This window comes from Streptomyces sp. bgisy100, from assembly GCF_057709105.1.
The window spans coordinates 13409-33333 of sequence record NZ_JBYITE010000027.1 but is presented as its reverse complement, the minus strand read 5'-3'; the positions used below and the strand labels follow the sequence as shown (position 1 = coordinate 33333).

Here is a 19925-nt window from a genome sequence, read left to right as displayed (position 1 = left end):
TACGACACCACCAGATTGCCAGCTCCACATGCGGTAGGTCCCCCGCCCCAGGTGATCCTCCACCGGCCATCGGCGCTGGACGGACATTCGGAATCTACTCAGCAAGAGGGACCGCCAGTGGCTCTTTACGTAGTTGAAGCCCATGGAGGCGTGGGGGAGAAAGCGCCCCAACGTGGCCCAGCCACTGTCCGCCGACCAGTTCCTCGCCGTCCTGAAAAGGTCCGGCGTCCGCGTCGTCGAGCACTGCAACCGGCGTACCCGCCACCGCAACCACAAGGCGCCTGGGCCCGGTCCACGGCATGATGATCCACCACACCGGCCCGTACTCCACCGAAGGCGGCATGGCGGAGCTCTGCCATACCGGCTACACCTCGTTTCGCCGAAACGGATTCAGCACACATGGTGACGGGAAACCCCATGAACACGTGAGAACTACGGAGGGGTGTTTCCCCAGGCCAGACACCCCAAAGCCAACGTTTCCGCAGGCCGCAGCCCCACCCAGGGAAAACTCCTAAAGCGGGTGTCGCAGGTTCGAATCCTGCCGGGGGCACAGAAGAACCGGGGCACAGAAGAAGGAGCCGGTCCAGGAGGGTTTCCTCCCGGGTCGGCCCTTGGTCGTTTCAGGGCCTGCCCTGCGCCTGCCGCGACGTCCGCTACGTCGACGCGGAGTCGGCTGCCGCCGGCAGGTACCCCACCGCATTGGCATCCAACGGGTGAATCGGGTCATGGGGTGCGTGGCGGTCGGTGTGACAGCGGGAAGGCCATCTGCACACCGGACATGCGATGGGCAGGGAGCGTCCTGATGCCGAATTTTCTGATCCAGGCCACCTATACGTCCGAGGGCACCAAGGGGCTGCTCAAGGAAGGCGCGAGTGGGCGCCGCGCCGCAATCGACCAGGTCGTCACGGCCCTCGGCGGGACGGTCGAGTCCGTGTACTTCGCCTTCGGGGAACACGACGTCGTGCTCATCATCGACCTCCCCGACCCGGTCTCCATGGCCGCCATCAGCCTCACCGTCAAGGCCAGCGGGGCCCTGCACACCCGGGCCACTCCCCTCCTCACCGTCGAGGAGATCGACGAGGCCACCCGTCGGCAAGTCCCCTTCCGGGCTCCCAGCGCGTAGGGGCGAGCGCCGCAACGTCATCGGCTGTCGGTTCAGTGCACGTGCAGGCCAGAGCACATGTGCCATACCGGCCCCGGGCTACCGTCCCGTCGCCAGTGCCGCAACGACGGCAGCCTCGGCATGGAGACGGGTGGTGGCGAAGACGGGGACAGGGCTGTGCTCCGGGCCGATGAGGAGCTCGATTTCCGTGCAGCCGAGGATGATGCCCTCCGCGCCGGAGGCCACCAGCCTGCCGATGACCTCGCCGTAGGCCGCTCGGGACTCCTCGCGGACGATGCCGAGGACCAGCTCCTCGTAGATCACCCGATGGACGACGGCCCGGTCGTCCGCGTCGGGGACCAGGACCTTCAAGTCGTGGCCGGCCAGTCGGTCGCGGTAGAAGTCCTGCTCCATGGTGAACGCGGTGCCCAGCAGTCCCACTCGGCTCAGGCCGGCGGCTTGTACCGCAGCCGCTGTCGCGTCGGCCAGATGCAGGAGCGGAATGTCCACCGCCGCGGCCACCTGGTCGGCGACCTTGTGCATGGTGTTGGTGCAGATCAGCAGCATGTCCGCCCCGGCGTTCCGGAGGGAGCGGGCGGCGTCGGCCAGCACGTCCCCCGCCTCGTCCCAGCGCCCGGCGACCTGCAGCCGCTCGATCTCGGCGAAGTCGACCGAGTACAGCACGCACTTGGCCGAGTGGAAGCCACCCAGCTGCTCCCTGACCTGCTCATTCAACAGCCGGTAGTACTCGGCCGTGGATTCCCAGCTCATGCCGCCGATCAACCCAATGGTCTTCATCTGTCCACTCTTGCACGCCCCTTGCTGTTGCTGTCATGGATTTCTCTGGCGCACAGGCATGGTCCGGGGATGGCGAGAAAGGCCGTCCCCCGGACCCGGCTTTGCATCCATGGGGGCGGGCTTCGGCAGCAACCGTCGAGACGAGCGGCGCCTGCCGGACCCGCCGCGGGTGTGCGTGTTGTTGCGGGCCGCCGGCGTCGGGGGCGCACCGTCGGCGGCCCTGTCTCAGGTGCGGCGCCGCTGGTAGACGGGGCCGCCGCTCGTGGCCGGGTCGAAGGGCCGGAGCCGGTAGATGTGCATGCAGTCGGGGCAGGCGTAGAGGATCGCGCCAGGGCCGCTGCCGGTCTCGATGAGGGCGATCAGAGTGGGGCGGTCGGTGTAGTCCTGGTGCCAGTTGCACAGCCGGAGCGTCACGAACGCTCCTCCCGGTGCTGAGTGAGCAGCCACTGGCAGTCCCGCGCCAGGGTCGCGACCTGAATGTGCGCGGAGAGCGGACCCTCGCCCAGCCCCTCCGTGACCTGCCGCCGGATCCGGTCCAGGCCGGCGCGCCGCTGGTACCAGGCGACACTGCCGCGCCAGAGACGATCCGTCGACGCCTCCACCTCGGGGAACAGCAGCGCGATGTGCCCGCGCAACAGCTCATCGAGGCGCATCAACTCGGCCATGTCGATGCGACCGGAGGCGGTGCGTAAGGAGCGGACGATGGTGTCCTGGATGGTTGCTTCGTCAATAGGGCCGGGGCCCTGGTGAATGCTGCCCTCGCCGGTTCCCAACACGATGTCCTCCCGCTCGATCCCTGCGTCGTCGCGCTGTACAAGGACGCTAGGGGTCGAGCGGTGACGGAAGTGCTACAGGCTGTAGCACGTAGTGGTCAGACGACGCCGAGTCGGATGCCCAACTCGACACAGGGGCCTTTCCTCTGGGTGCGAACCATGGTGCCGACGGTCTCTCGCACACCGGCGTGCATCCGTGTTGCCTGTGGGGCCAGCCGCTCCGCTGTCAGGAATGCCTCCAGAGCGCGTTCGCGGTTGCCGTTGTAGAAGTGGGCACGGCCTACATCGATGTGGTGATGGCTGCGGCGCTCCGGGCTGTAATCGGCCGGCAGCTTCACACGGGAGGCACGGTCCACGGCCTCCCTGCCCCGGCCCAGCTCGACGGGCAGGCTGACTCCCCAGATGGCCACGTTCGTCGGGCCGAACTGCAGTTGCCAGTCGTTCCGGTCCGCGCCCAGCTTCTCGGCGACGCCTCGCGCCCGGGTCCAGTGCCCCTCCGCCGCCCGGCCGTCCCCCGCGCGGGCGTGGTTCAGCGAGGCCTTCAGTTCGAAGGCTCCCTTCAAGGACACAGCCTCGGGTCCCGGCTCCCGAACGGTCCCGAGCCGGGACAGCGCATCGTCGATGATGGCACCGGCTTCGTCGTGCTCGCCGATGCTCAGGAACTCGCCGGCGTCATACCAGTGGGAGGCCAGCACCCTCAAGGCGTCGCCGGTCTCCCGGGCGGACCACACCACCCGCTCGGTCGCGAGTGTGGCATCCGAGACGTGGCCCAGCTTGTACAGGTACTGCATCGCGCATTCGTACGCCGATGCCAGCAGGCCGTACACCGTGCGCCGGTCGTCGCCCTCGCGCACTTCGGCCGCCACCTGCAAATCACGAAGCAGGGAAGGTAGTTCGCATCCGGAGTGGGCGAACGCCGCGGCGTGACGGTGACGGTTGGCCACGACGATGCGTTTCCTCAGCTCAGCGAGGTCGACCTCGCTGACCTCCTGCTCGGTGGGCCGGGCCGGGCGACCATGCCGCAGCAGGGCGCGGCGCACGGCTGCGACCGCGGCGACTGCGGCTTGCCCGTCCCGATCGGACCCCTGCGGGACGACCGGACCTCCGGTGATCTCCATGGGATGGCAGTCGAGGGCCCGGCACATCGCGAGGACGACGGCGGGCCGGTCGAGGGACCGGCGGCCCTGCTCAAAAGCGCGGACTGCGGCGAGGGAGTAGCCGGATTCGGTGGCGAGCCGCTGCTGTGTCCAACGGCGCCGCATCCGCAGCCGGGCCAGCCTCTGGCCGTTGCTCTCCCCGGCCGCCTGAGTGTCGCTGTAGTGGGGCATAGTGGCTCCATTCCTAGCGTCACGGGGAATGTACCCCTGACTCGCAACTGGGCTACGGGGAACGGCCTTACGAGACGGTGACGCTGCCGAAGGCACAGTTCACGACGCAAGCCTGTGCCGTACGGGGAACAACGGCGCCTCGCGGAGCTGCTACATGCCGACCCAGGCAGCCAACGAGGACAACGACTCGGGCGCGCGCCGCTGCCTCCGGACCAGGGCGCCGATGGTCTCCCGCACCAAGGGGTGGTACCGGGCCTGCTGCGGAGCGACCCGGCGGGCCCGCACCAGAGATCGCTCGGCAGCTTCCGACTTGCCCATCTGCGCATAGGCGCGGGCCATCTCGATGTAGTACCGGCCGACCCTCATACGCGGATGACTGTCCGGGAAGTGCAGTTCCTTGGACAGCTTGACCGCTTCACCGAGCTCGCCCAGTTCGACGTTGGTCGCGACGTCGAAGTGCAGCACGTTGGTGATGCCGAACGAGGACCAGTACACCTCCGGAACGTCCCGGCCGATTTTCGTGGCCATTTCGCGTGCCAAGCCCATGTATCCAGTGACCGCGTCAGCGTCCTTCGCCTGGGCGGCCGCAATGGCCGATGCGAGGTGGAGGCTCCCGCTGACGGCTACGGCCGCGACGGATTCGGCGTCCTCGACCTGCTCGATCAGGTTGTGGCCTCGGTCGATGACCTGCAGGGACAACCTGTTGTTCCCCTTCCGGAGCAGCATGCTCGACCGCTTGTTCAGCCGGATGGCCAGGAGCAGCGGATCCTGTGCCTGCTCGGCCATCCACCCCATGCGTTCGAGCGCGATGGACGCCAGGTCGTGATAGCCGACCCGATAGGCGAACTCATAGGCCACCCAGTAGCACCAGCTCAGCGACGTTGCCGCTCGCCGGAATTCCGGGCCGGACGACAGGAGGTTTATGGCCGTAGTGAGTTCTCCCAGCAGCCCGGGGAGACGCGAGCCGATGTCCTTGTACTCCGTTGCCGCCGCTCCGGAGCAGAGCGTCCTGACGTCCCGTTCCACCAGGGCGATGGGCCTGGGCACGATGTGCGGGTCCGGTCCGAGGTCGTACAGGTCGAGGGCCTCGGACAACGGCGAGATGAGGCGGTCGAGATGATCCTGCCGCAGTTCGGACAGGTACGGCTGTCCGTTGAGTACGGCGACGTCGACTTGCAGCACGCGGGCAATCGCGGCGACGACGGACGGCGTGGCGGGGGCCAGCCCCCGTTCGACCTTGGCGATCGTGCTGCGTGCGAGGAACGCCCTCTGAGCGAGGGCGGTCTGCGTGAGCTGGCGCAGCTTCCGGTAGTCCGCGATCCGCGTGCCGGTGTGTTCGTCGTGGCTCTGTCCCATGCTGAGCTCCGTTCCGACCTCGACACTCGGAACGGTACCCGGCCGACCAGGGGCAAAAGGTCCCGATCGAACCCACTTTCCCCTGGCGACAATGGATGCACGAGTGGGACAACTGCCCGCCCCTTCCCGACCACGGATCCAGCGCACACTGCACCTCAGGCCACGCAGTCAAAGGTGCAGCGGTCGCAGTGCCGACCGACGTCTCATTCCCAGTGCAGCGTCCCGGCCACGGTGTCGAAGAGTTCGACCATTTTCGGCGCCAGGGACTCCATGGGGGTGGAGAAGGTGAGCGTCAGCCACTTCCGGCTCGCCGGTACCGGGACGTTGTAGATCACGGTTGTCGTGGCGAGGGTGTTCCCCATCTGTCGTTCAGGATCGGCAGCTTCGGTGTGCTGCTCACGAACGGCGTCACCTGCGGCCTCCAGCCGGGACACTTCCGCCCGCCGGCCGATCTCCCCGAACCGGCGCACGAGGTCGTGCGCGGTACGGCATCCGGGCCAGCCCTCCGGCAGCAGGCTGACCAGCAGCGAGGAGGCCAGCGGCAGTCCGCGGACCGTCAGCAGCGAGATGTACAGCTCGACACCGCCTGCTCGATGCGCCGCCTTCGCCTGCTTCTGGAGGTCCCGCATCAAGCGTTCCTTGAGCACCGGCGCATGGTCGATACCGGTGAACTGCCGGTCGGCCAGGGCGATGATGCCCCGGTCCCGCTCCTTGGGGTCCAGAGGGAGTTGGAACCACCCAGCGGGAACGAAAATCGTGTAGTCACTGGGCGGCGTGGTCCACTCTGTCTTCAATGCCATGTCAGGGCTTTTCCTGATTGACACCGGCGCTGTCATCAGCTCCTGGCGGGACGGGCACCAGGTGCATGGTGGGCATCAGCTCGTCGACGAGAGCAGTCAGCTCGTCGGAGCGATGCAAGGCCAACCAGTCGACATCGATGACAATGACCTCCTCCTGATCCGTCGGCCAGACCGCGTAGCGCACTGTCTCGGAGAGCCGACGGCCGAAACCGAAGCGACGCTTCTCCTCTAGGACTGCCTGCACGCGCACCGCATGTCCAACAGGCAGCTGGAGTTCGGCCACCTCCGGCGTGCTCTTCGGCTTCGCGTCGCCCCAGTCCAATAGTTGAGAGCGCCACTCCTCGGGTGACGGCCGCTGCACACCATCCTCCCCGTAGCAGTTGCCCACCATCTCAGCGAGGAGTTCACCACCCATGCTGTAGACGGCACAGGCCATGGCGGGGTCCTCCTTGTTGAGGTTCATGGCCAGATCTGCGAGTTCCTGATGCAGGTGAGCTTTCCCCACCAGCAACTCCAACGGATTGAACTGATCGACAAGATCAGCGGCGATCCGTTCCGCTTCTTCCCTGGTTCCCTCGTGCAGGGTCAGCCCCAGCCAGTTCCCGTCAAAGTCGAAGTCCACAACATATTCGCCCTTTGGATCGGACATCCGACCGGCCACCGCTTCCACTGGTCTCCACCCTCGTTTCTCAATGGACCTCATCGATAAACAACCCGCCCGCCGTGATACCTGACCCCACCGCAGTCATCCCCGCAGCTCTGCGCGTCAATTTATTCACGGCGTCGTACTCCCCCAGGGACTTTCCCAGATGCTTCACTTCCTTGAGGTCCGAGGCAACCGAGGCATCGGCGAGCGAGGCGGACTTGAACATGCCCTTGACCCCACTCCCACCTCCACGGTTCTTCAACTCACGCCACGCATGGCCGTATCCGCCCTTGAAGCCATCCTTCCAAGTGGAGCCTTTGAAGGGGTCAGTGATGGGCTCTCGCAGAGACTTGCTGATGTCCCCCTTCTCGAAGCGATTGGACCGAGTGAGCTGCCGGTTGAAAGCCTTACGATTTCGCTTCCACTGGCGTGGAGTGGACCGGCCATTCTTGGCCAGACGCATCCTGCGGAGAGTGGAAGAGACATACCGCCCCGCCACCTTGGAGAACGCCTTACCGGCCCCCATCGCCAGCAACCCGACGGCCGACCACGCCAGCTCCGTCCACGATTCGTCACCCATGCCGACCTGGATCGCCGTGCAGGCGATGTTCACCAGCGTGGCAATCATGGAGATCGCCCCCAGCAGCCCCGCCAAGCCCTGGCCGATGACGGGAATCCAACCGACTGCGAGGGCAGCGATTCCGGCCCACTTGGAGATGGCCTCGGTCCAGTCCGCCAACCCGTCGACGAAGGCCGCGAAGTCATCCCAGAAGCCGTCCTTCAGGGAGTCGTCCGAGATGGCGTCGTCAATGGCGTCGCGGGCCTTCTTGGCGGCGGCGTCGCGGATCTCCTTCGCCTTGCGAAGCTTTTCCTCAGCCGCCTCCAGGAACTTTCCGGCGCTCTTCTCCCGCTCCTCCAGAGCGGACTTCCGGTCCTTGTCGTCCTTGCCGGAGAGCCCGTCCAGCCCCTTGGTCGCGGACTTCTTGTCCGCTTCGGCGTCCTGGGCGTCACGGCGGGCGATCTCGGCGATCCGCTGTGCCCGCCGGAGTTCGGTGACGTACGCCCCGGCAGGCGCGGTCGCGTTCGCCTCGTAGTCGTTGCCGTGATCCACGATGCGGTCGCCGATGGCGTCAGCCGCCGTCTCGTACCGCTTGTGTGCGTCTTCGAGCCTGCCCCGGCACTTCTTGGCCTTTTCGCGGAACTCCTTGCCCGCGTCGCTGTCCCAGGAATCCACCTCGGCCGCCGCCTTGAGGTGACGGACCTGCCGTTCCAGCTCGTCGGCCGTCCTGCGTAATTTGCGCCCGAGCTCCTCCAGCCGGTCCGGGTCACCGGGGATCGGGTCGGTGTCCGCCAGGGGCTGCCAGTCACGTGGTCGCGCCGAGCCCATCAGGACTTCTTCCGCTTGTCGGAGTCGCGAAGGGCTTTGGCTAAGGCGCTGTCCACGCCGTCATAGGCCTTGGCAGCACCCTTGGCGATGTCGGCCAATCCCTTGATCTCATCAGCGAGCTCTTCGCGATGGTGTTCCCAGTTCCCCACGAAGTCACCGAACTGCCAGGCGAGATCGTGCTCGCCGAAGTCGTCCTCGTACTGCCCCTTCAGCTTGGACAGGCCGTCGAACGCACTCTTGATTCTGCCGAGTCCCACACCCATCTCGCGGATCACATTCAGATCGTCGATCCTCGTGTTCTCGCCCACTGTCCGGTTTCCCCCTACGCGCCATGAGTGCCTCGGCGTGACTCCCCCTCGGGCGCACTTCCGCCGCCCCCGTCGCACACTGCGTTGCGCTGCGAGGCCCCCTGCGCCCGCTCGCGGAGTCCGCCGCTCGACTGACAATGCCGTTCCACAGCGTACAGATCATGGCTCAACTGCCCATGGAATAAGGCAAGTTGTGCATATGCCCCGCACTCGTCGTGACGCTCGCCGCAGCCCTCGGGCAGGCATGCCGACTGCTGGGTGCGGCCTTCGGACCAGCCCGGACGATTGCCGCTCACTACCTCGCGTGCAGCTGCCGGAAGTCCTCCAGCTCCCCCCGCGTCGGCGGGTTCGCGCCCGGGCGGGTGCAGGTGAGGGCGGCCGTGGTGGCGGCCAGGTCCAGGAGGTCGGCGAGTTCGTCCGGGCCCAGGGCGCGCAACCCGGCCGACGGGTCTGCGGCCTGACCGCCCTCGCCCGTCCCGCCCAGCAGCCCCGCCCCGTCGAGCCAGTGCAGCATGCCGGCCGTGAAGGCGTCGCCCGCCCCCACGGTGTCCGCGACCGTGATCGACGGGGCCGGGCGGCGGATCGTGTGGGTTGCGGTGACCGCCATGCTGCCCGCGCCGCCCAGGGTGACCACGACGAGTGCCGGGCCGGTGTGCTGCCAGCGGCGGGCGACGGCTGCGACGTCCTGTTCCGGGTACAGCCAGGCCACGTCCTCCTCGCTGACCTTGACGATGTCGGCGAGCGCCACCTGGCGTTCGATGCGCGCGCGGGCCGTGTCGCGGGCGGGCAGCAGTGCCGGGCGGACGTTGGGGTCGAGGCTGATGGTGATGCCGCGGGCCTCCGCGCGGGTGCGGGTGAGGAGTTCCTCGATCGCCTCGGCCCCGGGGTCGAGGGCGGTGGCGAGCGAGCCGGTGTGCAGACAGCGGGTACCGGCGGGGAGTTCCGGTGGGACGGGGAGGTCCCAGGTGACGCGGAAGTCGTAGCGCGCCGCGCCCTGTGCGTCGAGGAAGGCGGTGGCCGTGCTGGTGGCGGTGGCCGGTCCCGGCGCGACCGTCACCGGGACCGCGGAGGCCGCCAGGTGGTCGCGGAGCAGCCGGCCGTTCGCGTCCTCGCCCAGCTGGGTGATCAGGGTGACGGGAGCGCCGAGGCGGGCGAGGCCGACGGCGACGTTGGCCGGGGAGCCTCCGGGGTGGTCGACGGCGGCTCCCCGACCCCCGGTGGCGGGGTCATCGGCAGCGGCCGGACCGCTTTCGGCCACCGGGTCACCGACCGCGGCCCGGTCACCAGCCGCACCCCTGTCCCCGACGGCCGGTGAGAACGTCTCCGGCAGCGGGGCGGCGGCGTACACCCGGTCGACGAGGCTCTCGCCGATGACAGTGATCATCTGGTCTCCGTGGCTCGGGAAGTGGGCGGCTGCGAGCAGTGCCCTGTGGCTGTTGTGACGCCTGAAGCGGTGGCCAGTGTGGCGCCGAGCCGCCGTGGTCGTGGAGCACGGCCCCGGGGCGGGGCCGGTGCGGCGCGGGCCCCGGCCGGAAAGCGCTCCGGCCGCCCCATCGCACCCTGGCGGATGTCCCCGTCCCAGGGAACCCCGCCACCCCGACGAGCACGCCCTACGAGCACGTCCGGCGAGCACCCCGACCCGCACCCCCGGCCCCGGGCGCCGCCGGGGAAACGGACGGCGCCCGAGCCAGGGTGCCCGGACGGATGGGACTACCCCCACCCAGAAGCTGCACCGCTGCCCCGGAACGATAGACACACTCAAAACTTCTCGCAAGATGTGTTAACAGCGGCGAGATTTTCTGCTAACAATGTCGCCCGTCAGAGTTCGCCCCCGCCGACTCCCCCGGGACGCACCACATGGTCTCTCCCCCTCCCTCCCCTCCATTCCGCCCTCCGGCGGCGGCGCCCAGCCGTCGTGCCCTGCTCCGCGGCGGCGCCGCCGCCGGGGCGGCCGGGCTGCTGTCCGCCTGCGGCGGCCGGCGTGACGCGGTCGTCCACGCCGACGCCGGTGCCTGGCGGCGGTACGCCGGCACCACCCTGAACTTCGTCTCCGAGAACACCGCCCCCACCGCGGCGATCGTGGCCGGGCTGCGGCCGTTCACCGAGCTCACCGGGATCCGCGTCAACATCGTCACGCTGGAGCTGTCCGCACTCGCCCAGAAGGTCGCGCTGGACTTCGCCTCCGGCAACGGCGAGTACGACGTGGTGTACGCGGACCCGTACCTGGTGCTGGCCCCGTACGCGCCCGCCTTCGCCGACCTGCGGGAGTTCCAGGAGGATCCGGCGCTCCCGCGCCTGGCCGGGGGCTTCGGGGACTTCGTCCCCAGCCATCTGGAGGCGGCCGGGCGCTTCGAGGACCCCGGGAAGGTGCTCGCGCTGCCGTACGACTGCCCGACGATGGTCTGGCAGTACCGGGCCGACCTGTTCGCCGAGCACCGCGACCGGATGGCGGACGACCTCGGGTTCGACCCCATGCCGTCCGACGACACGACGTGGGAGCAGTACTACGCGATCGCCGAGTGGTTCAACGACCGCACCGACGACGTGCGCTACGGCACCGGCCACCAGGCCAAGCAGCACGACGCCCTGATGTGCGACTTCTCCAACCTCCTCTGGGCCTGGGGCGGTGACTACTTCGACGACGGGGAGCGGGTGGGCCGGCTCGGCACCACCGACCCCGGGCCCTGCCGGCTGCGGTCGGACGCGGCCGTCGCCGGCGCGGAGTTCTACGAGCGGCTGCTGCGGATCGCCGACCCCGCGTCCCGCACCTGGGACTGGGACGGCGTCGGGGCCGGATTCCGCGCGGGCCGCTTCGCGATGTGCCCCAACTGGCACGAGTACGCGGCCGCCAACGAGGCCGCCATGCCCGGCAAGGTGGGCTACGCGCGGCTGCCGAAGGGACCGGCCCGCTCCGCCGGGATGTACGGCGGCACCGGGATCGCGGTCTCGAACATCGTCCCGGCACAACGGCGCCGGGCGGCCTGGCTGTTCCTCACCTGGGCCACGGCGCCCCGCACCCAGCGGGCGGGCCTGGCCAGCGAGGCCGGCGGCGGCACCCCGACCCGTACCTCGGTCTACGGCCACCCGCGGGTCGCCGCCGCCGAGCACCGGCCCTCCGCGATGCCCAACATGCTCTCCTCCCGAGCGGTGCGCACCACCTGGCGGCCGGAGAACATCGGGCTGCGCCCCAAGATCCCCATGTGGGGCGAGTGCGACACCGCCCTCTACACCGAGGTCTCCCGGATGCTCGCCGGGGACGCCTCACCGGCCGCGGCGATGCGCTCGGCCGCCGACCGGATCGACCGGATCGTCTCCCGAGGGTGGGTGGGCTGACATGGGTCTCTCCCTGAACTCCCCCGCCCGCACCGGCGGAACCCGTCCCACCGGCACCCGCCGCCTGCGGCTCCCCGGGTTCGCCGGACGGATGATGACGCCCGGGCTGCTGGTACTCGCCGCCGTGTCGATCCTGCCGTTCGTGGCCGTGGTGGCGATGAGCTTCTCCCGGGTGCACATCCTCGGCGGGCTGCGGCTGGAGGGGGTCGGCGCGGCCAACTGGGCGCGGCTGTTCACCGATCCGGACACCGCCTGGGCGTGGGGCCGCGCCCTCGGCTACTTCACCCTCACGGTGGGCGGCGAGATGGTGCTCGGCACCGCGCTCGCCATCTGCCTCTGGCGGCTGCGACGCGGCCGGAACGGGGTGCTCGGCCTGCTGCTGCTCCCCATGTTCGTGGCACCCGTCATCGTCGGACTGCTCGGCCGGTTCCTGACCGACTCCACGTTCGGGCTGGTCACCTGGCTGCTGCGGCTCGTCGGCTACCAGGGCGATGTGATGGCCGACCGGGCAACCGCGTTCGCCGCCGTGACCCTGCTGGACATCTGGGAGTGGACCCCGCTGGTGGCGATGATCGCCCTGGCCGGGCTCACCTCGGTGCCCGCCGCGGTGCTGGAGGCGGCGGCGCTCGACGGCGCGGGCCTGCTGCGCACGCTGCGCCACATCGTGCTGCCCGCCATCGCCCCGGTCCTGCTGGTCGCGCTGCTCATCCGGTCCATGGACGCGCTGCGCTACTTCGACATCATCTGGAACACCACCGGCGGCGGGCCCGCCGACGCCACCCGGACCGCGTCCGTGCAGCTCTACCAGACCGCGTTCCGCTTCTTCGACTTCGGCTACGCGGCCGTGGCGGGGCTGCTGATGCTGGCCGTGACCACCGTGGCCGCCCGCTGGTTCGTCCGTCTCCTCGACCGGAAGGGGCCGGCATGACCGCCTCCGCCACGGGACCGCTGGAGCGCGGCACCCGCACCTCACGCACCACCGTCCGGATCGTCGTCGCCGTCGCCCTGGTGTGGACGCTGGTCCCGCTGGGCTGGATGTTCCTGTCCTCGGTCAAGCCGACGGCCGCCGTCACCTCCGCCACCCCGGACGTGTGGTTCGCCCCGACCCTGGACAACTACCGGCAGTTGTTCAGCGGCGCCAACAACCTCTGGCCGTACCTGAACAACAGCCTGGTCGCGGCCGGTACGTCCGCACTGCTGGCCACCGCCCTCGGGGCGCTCGGCGGCTACGGGCTGTCCCGCACCCGGATGCGCGGCAAGCACCATCTGTCGTTCTGGATCATCTCGACCCGGATGGCACCGGCCGCGGTCGTGGTGCTGCCGCTCTTCCTGATCTTCCGGTACGCCGGGCTGATCGACACCCTGCCCGGCCTGGTGCTGGCGTATCTGAGCTTCGATCTGCCCTTCGCCATCTGGCTGTTGCACGCGTTCTTCGCCCAGGTCCCGCCCGCGCTGGAGGAGTCCGCGCAGGTCGCGGGCTGCACCCCGTGGCAGGCGTTCCGGCATGTGATCCTGCCGCTGACCCGGCCCGGACTGGTCACCACGTTCGTGCTGTGCCTGGTCTTCTCCTGGAACGACTACGCCTTCGCGCTGGTGCTCAGCGGACCGCACACCCAGACGCTGCCCCTCGCCGCCGGACAGCTGGTCACCCAGACCGGCATCGACTGGGGGCAGCTGACCGCCATCGGAACCGTCGTGGTGGTCCCGATGATGCTCGTCGGCCTCGCCGTACGCCGGTGGCTCGTCACCGGCCTGACCATGGGAGCTGTGACCGGAGAATGAGCACCCGACCGAAGAACGCCCCGCCCCCGGACCTCCCCGACGGCATGCGGGCCGCGGTCCTCCGGGCGCCGCGCGAGCTGGTGGTGGAGGAGCGCCCGGTGCCGCGCCCCGGACCGGGCCAGGTCCTGGTGCGGGTGGAGGCGGTCGGCATCTGCGGCTCCGACGTGCACTACTACGAGCAGGGCCGGATCGGGGACTTCGTGGTCCGCGCCCCGCTGGTGCTGGGCCACGAGCCGAGCGGGACGGTGGTCGCGCTCGGCCCCGGCGCCGCCCGCCACCGGCCCGGACAGCTGGTGTCGATCGAGCCCGGCGTGCCGTGCGGGGGCTGCCGGCAGTGCCGCCACGGCCGCTACAACCTCTGCCCCGAGGTGTCCTTCTACGCGACGCCGCCGGTCGACGGGGCGCTGTGCGAGTACGTCGCCGTCGACGAGGACTTCGCCCACCCCGTCCCCGCCGGGCTCGGCGCCGACGCGGCCGCGCTGCTGGAGCCGCTGTCCGTCGGGGTGTGGGCCTGCCGCAAGGGCCGGGTCACCGCCGGATCGCGGGTACTGGTCACCGGCGCCGGGCCGATCGGCCTGGTCGCGGCCCAGACGGCGCGCGCCTTCGGCGCCACCGAGGTGGTGGTCACCGACATCGCACCGCACCGGCTGGATCTGGCACGGGAGTTGGGGGCCACCGGCACCGTGGACGTCCGGGGCACCCGGCTCGCCGACACCGGCTACGAACCGGACGTGCTGCTGGAGTGCTCCGGAGTGCCCGCCGTCGCCGACGAGGGCATCCGCGCCGTCGGCCGGGCCGGGCGGGCGGTGCTGGTCGGCATGGGCGGTGACGCGATCCCGCTGCCGCTGGCCCATGTGCAAAACTTCGAGATCGAGGTCACGGGCACCTTCCGGTACGCCAACACCTGGCCGACGGCGATCGCGCTGGCCGCCTCCGGCGAGGTGCGGCTCGACCGGCTGGCGACCCACCGGTACGGCCTGGAGGAGGCCGAGCGGGCACTCACCGCCGGCGCCCGCGACCGCACCGCGATCAAGGCCCTGGTCTGTCCGCAGCCGGGCTGACCGCCAGGAGTCACGAGGAGGGGAGGGGCCCGTTGCCCGCCAAGGCACGGCTGTCGCAGGCCGCCGTCGAGGAGCGGCGGCAGGCCGTCCTGCGCCATGTGGTCGACGAGGGCGAGGCCCGCATCGACGACCTCGCCGGACGCTTCGACGTCAGCCTGATGACGATGCACCGCGACCTCGACGATCTGGCCGGACGGGATCTGCTCCGCAAGGAGCGCGGCCGGGCCGTCGCGTTCCCCGCACTCACCATGGAGACCGCCACCCGGTTCCGGGAGGGCGCGGGCCTGGCCGCCAAGAACGCGCTGTGCGCCGCCGCGGCCGGCCGCATCGCGCCGGGCAGCACGGTGCTGATGGACGACTCCACCACGCTCTATCCGCTGGCCGACACCCTGGCCCGGCTCGACCGGCTCACCGTGATCACCAACTCGGTCGGGGTGGCCCAGCGGGTGGGGTCCGCGCCGGGCATCGAGGTCACCCTGCTCGGCGGCCGCTACAACGGCGAGTTCAACTCCTGCACCGGGCCGGACGTCACCCGCGCCCTCTCCCGCATCCGCGCCGATGTGGCCCTGATGTCGGCCACGGCCGTGCGGGAGGGCCGGCTCTTCCACCCGCTGCGGGAGTACGTCGAGGTCAAGGAGGCGATGCTGGCCTCCGCGGACGGGGCGCTGCTCCTGGTCGACCACTCGAAGTTCGGCAAGACGGCGACCCACGAGTACGGCACCGCCGCCGCGTACCGGGCGGTCATCACCGACACCGGCACCCCGGACCAGGAGGTCGCGGCGCTCCGGGAGTTCGGCGTCCCGGTGGAGACCGTGGAGCCGGCGGACGCGGGCTGACCGGCCGTTCCGCCGCCGCGGCCGGGATGCGGTCCCGCGCCGGTCCCCGCCCGCCCGGTACGGCGCGGCTTCGCAGGCGGACCGTACGGCAGCGGACCGCCGGGCCCGCCACCAGGAACGGCAGAGGCTGCCCGGCGGTGCCCGCGAAGGACGGTCCGGCCCGCACCCCCACGAGGAGCGGGGCAGGTCAGGGCGTCCCCGGGACGATGCCGGTGCTGATGGCCCCCGGGTCCCAGTGGGTGTTCCCGGGGACGTGGCAGTGGCCGAAGTGCCCGCCCTGCCCCTGCCAGACGGCACGCGGGCGGGGCATCGGGGAGGTCTCGGTGGGCACCGGTTCACCGGCGGGCCAGCTGTCCGGGATGCCGTGCGCCCGCATCGCGGCGAGCAGCTTCCGGAAGTTCGGCTTCGAGGCCGGGTCGAAGTTGTCGGTGAAGGGCTCCGCGGCGTGGCCGAGCACCTCGACCTGGACGCACACCAGCCCTTCGCGGTTGGTACGGCGCGTGCCGTCGTTCCGCAGCGCCCGCGCGCTCAGACTCATCGGGCCGAACTGGCCGACCTTGTCCGTCATCGGGTCGTAGATGACCTGCGGCTCGGAGGCCACGCTGATCAGGAAGTTGGCCATCGAGGTGAAGAAGTTGGCGCCGGCCGGCGACTCGGTGGTGTGCCAGACCGCGCGGGGCGGGTTCTCCGGGTGGTCCATGGCGCCGCCGATGGCCTGGCCGCCGAACCGGACCGCGCCCTCCACGTAGTCGGGCCCGGTGGCCGCGCGGGGCGCCGGGTACGCGCCCTCTTCCGCATCCGTGCGCTCCCGGTGGGTGGTCCGCTCGGCCCCCGCCTGCCGCCCTGCCCCGGAGCCCCGGGAGGCGGCGGGCGGGTCGACCGGGACGTACCAGTCGAGGTTGCCGTCGTCGCGCAGCACGAACATCACGCCGGGCTGCTCGGGGTGGTCCCGGACGTGCCGCGGGGCGCCCGCGAGCTCGGCGTGGGCGCGGACCGCGTCGACGTGGTCCGCGTCGACGGTGCCGCAGTAGGTGACGGTCCGGTCCGCGTGGACGACGGCCGCGTGGAACGTGGTCATGAACGGGTCCCATCGGTACAGGGCCAACCGGAGGCGAGAAGCGGGGGTCCATGTAGTCGTCACCGCCGGTGCCCGGTGGCAACCCGGAGCGGACCCGACACCGCCCGTTCGGGCGAGCGGCCCGGCGGCGCACGGGCGCCCGCGCGGTGGCCCGACCGGCGGCCACGGGGCGCATATCACAGTGCACGATGCGCACGATTGTCCGACCGTGCCCCTACTCTGGATACATGTCCGACTCACCGAGCCCTGGTTCCGTGCTGCCTTCTGCCGCCGAGGCGAACGCCGCGATCCGCGCGTTCCTCGCTCAGCGCTCGGGCCGTCCGCTGTGGCCCGAGGAGCGCGAGCGGTACGAGCGGCTGCGCGCCGAGTGGAACGCCGCGGTGCGGCGCGAGATCGAGCGGGCCGCCTGACGGCCGCCCGCCGGGCCCCGGGCGCTGTTCCGGGGCCTGCCGCCGGGCCCGCGGCCTCCGCCGTACCGGCCCCGCGGCCCGTTGTCCACAGGGCGCCGGAGCACCCGGGCCGCCCTCCTAGACTGAACCGATGACCAGCCCCGAGCACCGTCCCGAGATGAGCGACGCGACCCAGGTACTGCAGCGCGTCTTCGGCTACGACTCGTTCCGGGGAGGGCAGCAGGAGATCATCGAGCATGTCGCCGCCGGCGGCGACGCCCTCGTGCTCATGCCGACCGGCGGCGGCAAGTCGCTCTGCTACCAGATCCCCGCCCTCGTCCGGGACGGCGTGGGCGTGGTCGTCTCCCCGCTGATCGCGCTCATGCAGGACCAGGTCGACGCGCTGCGGGCACTCGGCGTGCGGGCGGGGTTCCTCAACTCCACGCAGGACCTGGAGGAACGGCGGCTGGTCGAGGCCGAGTTCCTCGCCGGCGAGCTGGACCTGCTCTATCTCGCGCCGGAGCGGCTGCGGGTGGAGTCCACCCTGCGGCTGCTCGACCGCGGCCGGATCTCGCTGTTCGCGATCGACGAGGCGCACTGCGTGGCGCAGTGGGGGCACGACTTCCGGCCCGACTACCTGGCCCTGTCCGCGCTGCACGAGCGCTGGCCCACGGTGCCCCGGATCGCACTGACGGCGACCGCCACCGAGGCCACCCACACGGAGATCACCTCCCGGCTCGGCCTCCAGGACGCCCGGCACTTCGTGGCGAGCTTCGACCGGCCCAACATCCAGTACCGCATCGTGCCCAAGGACGAGCCGAAGCGGCAGCTGCTGGCGCTGCTGCGCACCGAGCACCCGGGCGACGCCGGCATCGTCTACTGCCTGTCCCGGTCCTCGGTGGAGAAGACCGCGGAGTTCCTGGTGAAGAACGGCATCGAGGCCCTGCCATACCACGCCGGGCTCGACGCGCGGACCCGCGCCGAGAACCAGGCGCGCTTCCTGCGGGAGGACGGTGTGGTCGTGGTCGCGACCATCGCGTTCGGCATGGGCATCGACAAGCCGGACGTGCGGTTCGTCGCCCACCTCGACCTGCCCAAGTCCGTCGAGGGCTACTACCAGGAGACCGGCCGGGCCGGGCGGGACGGCCTGCCGTCCACGGCCTGGCTGGCGTACGGCCTGCAGGACGTGGTGCAGCAGCGGAGGATGATCGACACCTCCGAGGGCGACGCGGCCCACCGCCGCCGGCTCGCGGACCACCTGGACGCCATGCTGGCGCTCTGCGAGACCGTCGAGTGCCGCCGGATCCGGCTGCTCGACTACTTCGGCGAGAAGAGCCAGGCCTGCGGCAACTGCGACACCTGTCTGACCCCGCCGACGACCTGGGACGGCACGGTCCCGGCGCAGAAGCTGCTGTCCACGGTGGTCCGGCTGGACCGCGAGCGGCGGGGGCAGAAGTTCGGCTCGGGCCAGATCATCGACATCCTGCTGGGCAAGAAGACCGCCAAGGTCATCCAGCACGACCACGACTCGCTGAAGACCTTCGGCATCGGCGCCGACCTCGGCACCGCGGAATGGCGCGCGGTGGTGCGCCAGTTGCTGGCCCAGGGGCTGCTCACGGTGGAGGGCGAGTACAACACCCTGGTGCTCACCGAGGCCAGCGCCGAGGTGCTGGGCGGCCGGCGGGAGGTGCCGATGCGGCGCGACCCGGAACGGGCCCCGCGGGCGGCCAAGTCCGGTACGTCCTCCTCCCGGCGGGCGGCGCCGGTCGATCTGCCGGAGGAGGCCGTGCCGGTCTTCGAGCTGCTGCGCGCCTGGCGGGCGGCGACCGCGAAGGAGCAGGGCGTTCCGGCGTATGTGATCTTCCACGACGCCACGCTGCGCGAGATCGCGACCGCGCTGCCCACGACGCTCGCGGAGCTCGGGGGGATCAGCGGTGTCGGCGACAACAAGCTGGCCAAGTACGGGCAGCAGGTCCTCGACGCCCTGGCCGGCGACGGGGGCGAGGCCCCGGTGGGCGCCGGACCGGACCCGGACACCCTGCCCGGGGCACCGGACGGCACACCGGGCGGGGAGGGGTGAGGACCGGCACCGGGCGCCCGTGACTACTCCCGGCAGGTGACCTTCATCTGGGCCGCCGCGTGATGGGCATAGGTGGTGCCGTAGTCGTTCCAGTTCTGGCCGCGGTCGACCAGTTCGACGCCCAGCCGGCCGTCCTTCACCTCGTAGGTGCCGGCATCGACGTGGTGTCCGCGGTTGAGGGTCTGGTCGATCAGGAAGCTGTCGTACGCGGAGTCCGGTTCGCCTGGGTCGGCGAGCACGTTGTACAGCGTGGGGTCGCCCGCCACATCGCGGCCGTCGGCGCTGGTGGGGATGTACACCTCGATCGCGCAGGCGTCGGAGTCCTCGCCCACCGTCCACCACCACAGTGCCCGGCTGCCGCTGTCCTCGGTCGAACTGCCCGACATGGGAACCGCGGAGAACGAGCCGTCGCACGCCCCGCCCTCGTAGCCACCCGAGCTGACGGTGTACCAGCCCTCAATGCCGTCGACGTGCCGGCCGTACTCGGCGTAGCCGCCGCCCTCGGGCGCGGTGCAGCCGTGGCCGGCCCAGGCGGAGTAGGTGACCGGGTCCTTCTCCCCCGGCTCCCCCGGTGACTCATGGCCGGCGTCCGTCGCCGAGGGCCCGGACTCCTCCGTGTCCGACGGCTCCTCGTCCCCCGACTCGTCCCCCGCCCCGTCCCCCGGTTCGCCCGGCGGCTCGTCCGAGGGACCGGAGGACGGCAGGATCAGCGTCGGCTTCGGCGGTTCGCGCAGATCCGGATCGGCGGCCGAGGCGGTGCGCGGCTCGGCGGAACCGGCGAAGAGCGTCGAGGACACCACCAGCGCGGTCAGTCCGACGACCCCGGCGAACGTGAGCACGGCACCCGCCCCGAGGCCCGCCCGGCGCC

At 70.7% G+C, this 19925-nt stretch carries 20 protein-coding genes; 8 read left to right on the top strand and 12 right to left on the bottom strand.

Translation table 11 applies throughout. The features are described 5' to 3' along the window. Window positions 1-802 precede the first annotated feature (802 nt). Window positions 803-1123, top strand: coding sequence for a GYD domain-containing protein (locus tag AC3EQ1_RS18905; protein WP_432095495.1), 321 nt, complete (start codon window positions 803-805; stop codon window positions 1121-1123). A gap of 78 nt (window positions 1124-1201) precedes the next feature. Here AC3EQ1_RS18905 and AC3EQ1_RS18900 read toward each other — a convergent pair whose 3' ends face one another. The 10 genes from AC3EQ1_RS18900 to AC3EQ1_RS18855 all read right to left on the bottom strand — a co-directional run bounded on the left by AC3EQ1_RS18900 (window position 1202) and on the right by AC3EQ1_RS18855 (window position 9882). Further along, window positions 1202-1900, bottom strand: coding sequence for an aspartate/glutamate racemase family protein (locus AC3EQ1_RS18900; protein WP_432095494.1), 699 nt, complete (start codon window positions 1898-1900; stop codon window positions 1202-1204). Window positions 1901-2125: 225 nt separating this feature from the next. After that, complete coding sequence (locus tag AC3EQ1_RS18895) at window positions 2126-2314, bottom strand: hypothetical protein (protein WP_432095493.1); 189 nt, start codon at window positions 2312-2314, stop codon at window positions 2126-2128. Further along, window positions 2311-2676 carry a DUF6415 family natural product biosynthesis protein gene (locus AC3EQ1_RS18890; protein ID WP_432095492.1) on the bottom strand — a complete coding sequence of 122 codons (366 nt, stop codon included), beginning with the start codon at window positions 2674-2676 and terminating at the stop codon, window positions 2311-2313. The genes AC3EQ1_RS18895 and AC3EQ1_RS18890 overlap by 4 nt, the downstream gene beginning before the upstream one ends. A gap of 95 nt (window positions 2677-2771) precedes the next feature. Then, the gene (locus tag AC3EQ1_RS18885; RefSeq protein ID WP_432095491.1) at window positions 2772-4001 is read right to left on the bottom strand and encodes a helix-turn-helix domain-containing protein; all 1230 of its coding nucleotides are present in this window, start codon (window positions 3999-4001) and stop codon (window positions 2772-2774) included. Between the two features lie 150 nt (window positions 4002-4151). Then, a complete protein-coding gene (locus tag AC3EQ1_RS18880; RefSeq protein ID WP_432095490.1) occupies window positions 4152-5357 on the bottom strand; it encodes a helix-turn-helix domain-containing protein in 1206 nt (401 codons plus the stop codon). 203 nt (window positions 5358-5560) lie between these two features. Beyond that, on the bottom strand, window positions 5561-6157 hold the full coding sequence (locus AC3EQ1_RS18875) for a hypothetical protein (RefSeq protein WP_432095489.1): 597 nt from the start codon (window positions 6155-6157) through the stop codon (window positions 5561-5563). Between the two features lies 1 nt (window position 6158). Continuing rightward, window positions 6159-6827 carry a hypothetical protein gene (locus tag AC3EQ1_RS18870; RefSeq protein ID WP_432095488.1) on the bottom strand — a complete coding sequence of 223 codons (669 nt, stop codon included), beginning with the start codon at window positions 6825-6827 and terminating at the stop codon, window positions 6159-6161. A 19-nt stretch (window positions 6828-6846) separates the two neighbouring features. After that, the gene (locus tag AC3EQ1_RS18865; RefSeq protein ID WP_432095487.1) at window positions 6847-8190 is read right to left on the bottom strand and encodes a hypothetical protein; all 1344 of its coding nucleotides are present in this window, start codon (window positions 8188-8190) and stop codon (window positions 6847-6849) included. Then, window positions 8190-8498, bottom strand: a complete 309-nt coding sequence (locus AC3EQ1_RS18860; RefSeq protein ID WP_432095486.1) for a hypothetical protein — start codon at window positions 8496-8498, stop codon at window positions 8190-8192. Before AC3EQ1_RS18860 ends, AC3EQ1_RS18865 begins: the two co-directional genes overlap by 1 nt. Before the next feature lie 295 nt (window positions 8499-8793). Further along, window positions 8794-9882: a carbohydrate kinase family protein gene (locus tag AC3EQ1_RS18855; protein ID WP_432095485.1), complete on the bottom strand. Its 1089-nt coding sequence runs from the start codon at window positions 9880-9882 to the stop codon at window positions 8794-8796. Between the two features lie 473 nt (window positions 9883-10355). Here AC3EQ1_RS18855 and AC3EQ1_RS18850 point away from each other — a divergent pair, with 473 nt between their 5' ends. Genes AC3EQ1_RS18850 through AC3EQ1_RS18830 form a run of 5 tightly spaced genes read left to right on the top strand, consistent with a single transcriptional unit; the run spans window position 10356 to window position 15510 of the window. Beyond that, on the top strand, window positions 10356-11831 hold the full coding sequence (locus tag AC3EQ1_RS18850; protein ID WP_432095484.1) for an extracellular solute-binding protein: 1476 nt from the start codon (window positions 10356-10358) through the stop codon (window positions 11829-11831). A gap of 1 nt (window position 11832) precedes the next feature. After that, on the top strand, window positions 11833-12759 hold the full coding sequence (locus AC3EQ1_RS18845; protein ID WP_432095483.1) for a carbohydrate ABC transporter permease: 927 nt from the start codon (window positions 11833-11835) through the stop codon (window positions 12757-12759). After that, entirely contained in the window at window positions 12756-13613 is an 858-nt protein-coding gene (locus tag AC3EQ1_RS18840; RefSeq protein ID WP_432095482.1) for a carbohydrate ABC transporter permease, read from the top strand. Before AC3EQ1_RS18845 ends, AC3EQ1_RS18840 begins: the two co-directional genes overlap by 4 nt. Beyond that, window positions 13610-14674 (top strand): NAD(P)-dependent alcohol dehydrogenase, encoded by a 1065-nt coding sequence (locus tag AC3EQ1_RS18835; RefSeq protein WP_432095481.1) that lies wholly within the window; start codon window positions 13610-13612, stop codon window positions 14672-14674. Before AC3EQ1_RS18840 ends, AC3EQ1_RS18835 begins: the two co-directional genes overlap by 4 nt. Before the next feature lie 32 nt (window positions 14675-14706). Beyond that, window positions 14707-15510 carry a DeoR/GlpR family DNA-binding transcription regulator gene (locus tag AC3EQ1_RS18830; protein ID WP_432095480.1) on the top strand — a complete coding sequence of 268 codons (804 nt, stop codon included), beginning with the start codon at window positions 14707-14709 and terminating at the stop codon, window positions 15508-15510. A 187-nt stretch (window positions 15511-15697) separates the two neighbouring features. Here AC3EQ1_RS18830 and AC3EQ1_RS18825 read toward each other — a convergent pair whose 3' ends face one another. Then, window positions 15698-16588: a hypothetical protein gene (locus AC3EQ1_RS18825; protein ID WP_432095479.1), complete on the bottom strand. Its 891-nt coding sequence runs from the start codon at window positions 16586-16588 to the stop codon at window positions 15698-15700. Window positions 16589-16815: 227 nt separating this feature from the next. On the opposite strand from AC3EQ1_RS18825, the gene AC3EQ1_RS18820 reads away from it, so the two are divergent. Both AC3EQ1_RS18820 and recQ read left to right on the top strand, forming a co-directional pair. Beyond that, a complete protein-coding gene (locus tag AC3EQ1_RS18820) occupies window positions 16816-16998 on the top strand; it encodes a hypothetical protein (RefSeq protein WP_351505891.1) in 183 nt (60 codons plus the stop codon). A gap of 130 nt (window positions 16999-17128) precedes the next feature. Next, complete coding sequence (recQ, locus tag AC3EQ1_RS18815; RefSeq protein ID WP_432095478.1) at window positions 17129-19057, top strand: DNA helicase RecQ; 1929 nt, start codon at window positions 17129-17131, stop codon at window positions 19055-19057. A gap of 23 nt (window positions 19058-19080) precedes the next feature. Here recQ and AC3EQ1_RS18810 read toward each other — a convergent pair whose 3' ends face one another. After that, entirely contained in the window at window positions 19081-19896 is an 816-nt protein-coding gene (locus AC3EQ1_RS18810; RefSeq protein WP_432095477.1) for an adhesin, read from the bottom strand. Window positions 19897-19925: the final 29 nt, after the last annotated feature.

Excerpts from the sequence above, each read along its gene's own strand:
- AC3EQ1_RS18855 (WP_432095485.1), bottom strand. The coding sequence starts at position 9,882 with ATGATCACTGTCATCGGCGAGAGCCTCGTCGACCGGGTGTACGCCGCC.
- AC3EQ1_RS18840 (WP_432095482.1), top strand. The coding sequence starts at position 12,756 with ATGACCGCCTCCGCCACGGGACCGCTGGAGCGCGGCACCCGCACCTCA.
- recQ (WP_432095478.1), top strand. The coding sequence starts at position 17,129 with ATGACCAGCCCCGAGCACCGTCCCGAGATGAGCGACGCGACCCAGGTA.
- AC3EQ1_RS18850 (WP_432095484.1), top strand. The coding sequence starts at position 10,356 with ATGGTCTCTCCCCCTCCCTCCCCTCCATTCCGCCCTCCGGCGGCGGCG.
- AC3EQ1_RS18845 (WP_432095483.1), top strand. The coding sequence starts at position 11,833 with ATGGGTCTCTCCCTGAACTCCCCCGCCCGCACCGGCGGAACCCGTCCC.
- AC3EQ1_RS18820 (WP_351505891.1), top strand. The coding sequence starts at position 16,816 with ATGTCCGACTCACCGAGCCCTGGTTCCGTGCTGCCTTCTGCCGCCGAG.
- AC3EQ1_RS18865 (WP_432095487.1), bottom strand. The coding sequence starts at position 8,190 with ATGGGCTCGGCGCGACCACGTGACTGGCAGCCCCTGGCGGACACCGAC.
- AC3EQ1_RS18880 (WP_432095490.1), bottom strand. The coding sequence starts at position 5,357 with ATGGGACAGAGCCACGACGAACACACCGGCACGCGGATCGCGGACTAC.
- AC3EQ1_RS18825 (WP_432095479.1), bottom strand. The coding sequence starts at position 16,588 with ATGACCACGTTCCACGCGGCCGTCGTCCACGCGGACCGGACCGTCACC.
- AC3EQ1_RS18875 (WP_432095489.1), bottom strand. The coding sequence starts at position 6,157 with ATGGCATTGAAGACAGAGTGGACCACGCCGCCCAGTGACTACACGATT.
- AC3EQ1_RS18835 (WP_432095481.1), top strand. The coding sequence starts at position 13,610 with ATGAGCACCCGACCGAAGAACGCCCCGCCCCCGGACCTCCCCGACGGC.
- AC3EQ1_RS18900 (WP_432095494.1), bottom strand. The coding sequence starts at position 1,900 with ATGAAGACCATTGGGTTGATCGGCGGCATGAGCTGGGAATCCACGGCC.
- AC3EQ1_RS18905 (WP_432095495.1), top strand. The coding sequence starts at position 803 with ATGCCGAATTTTCTGATCCAGGCCACCTATACGTCCGAGGGCACCAAG.
- AC3EQ1_RS18885 (WP_432095491.1), bottom strand. The coding sequence starts at position 4,001 with ATGCCCCACTACAGCGACACTCAGGCGGCCGGGGAGAGCAACGGCCAG.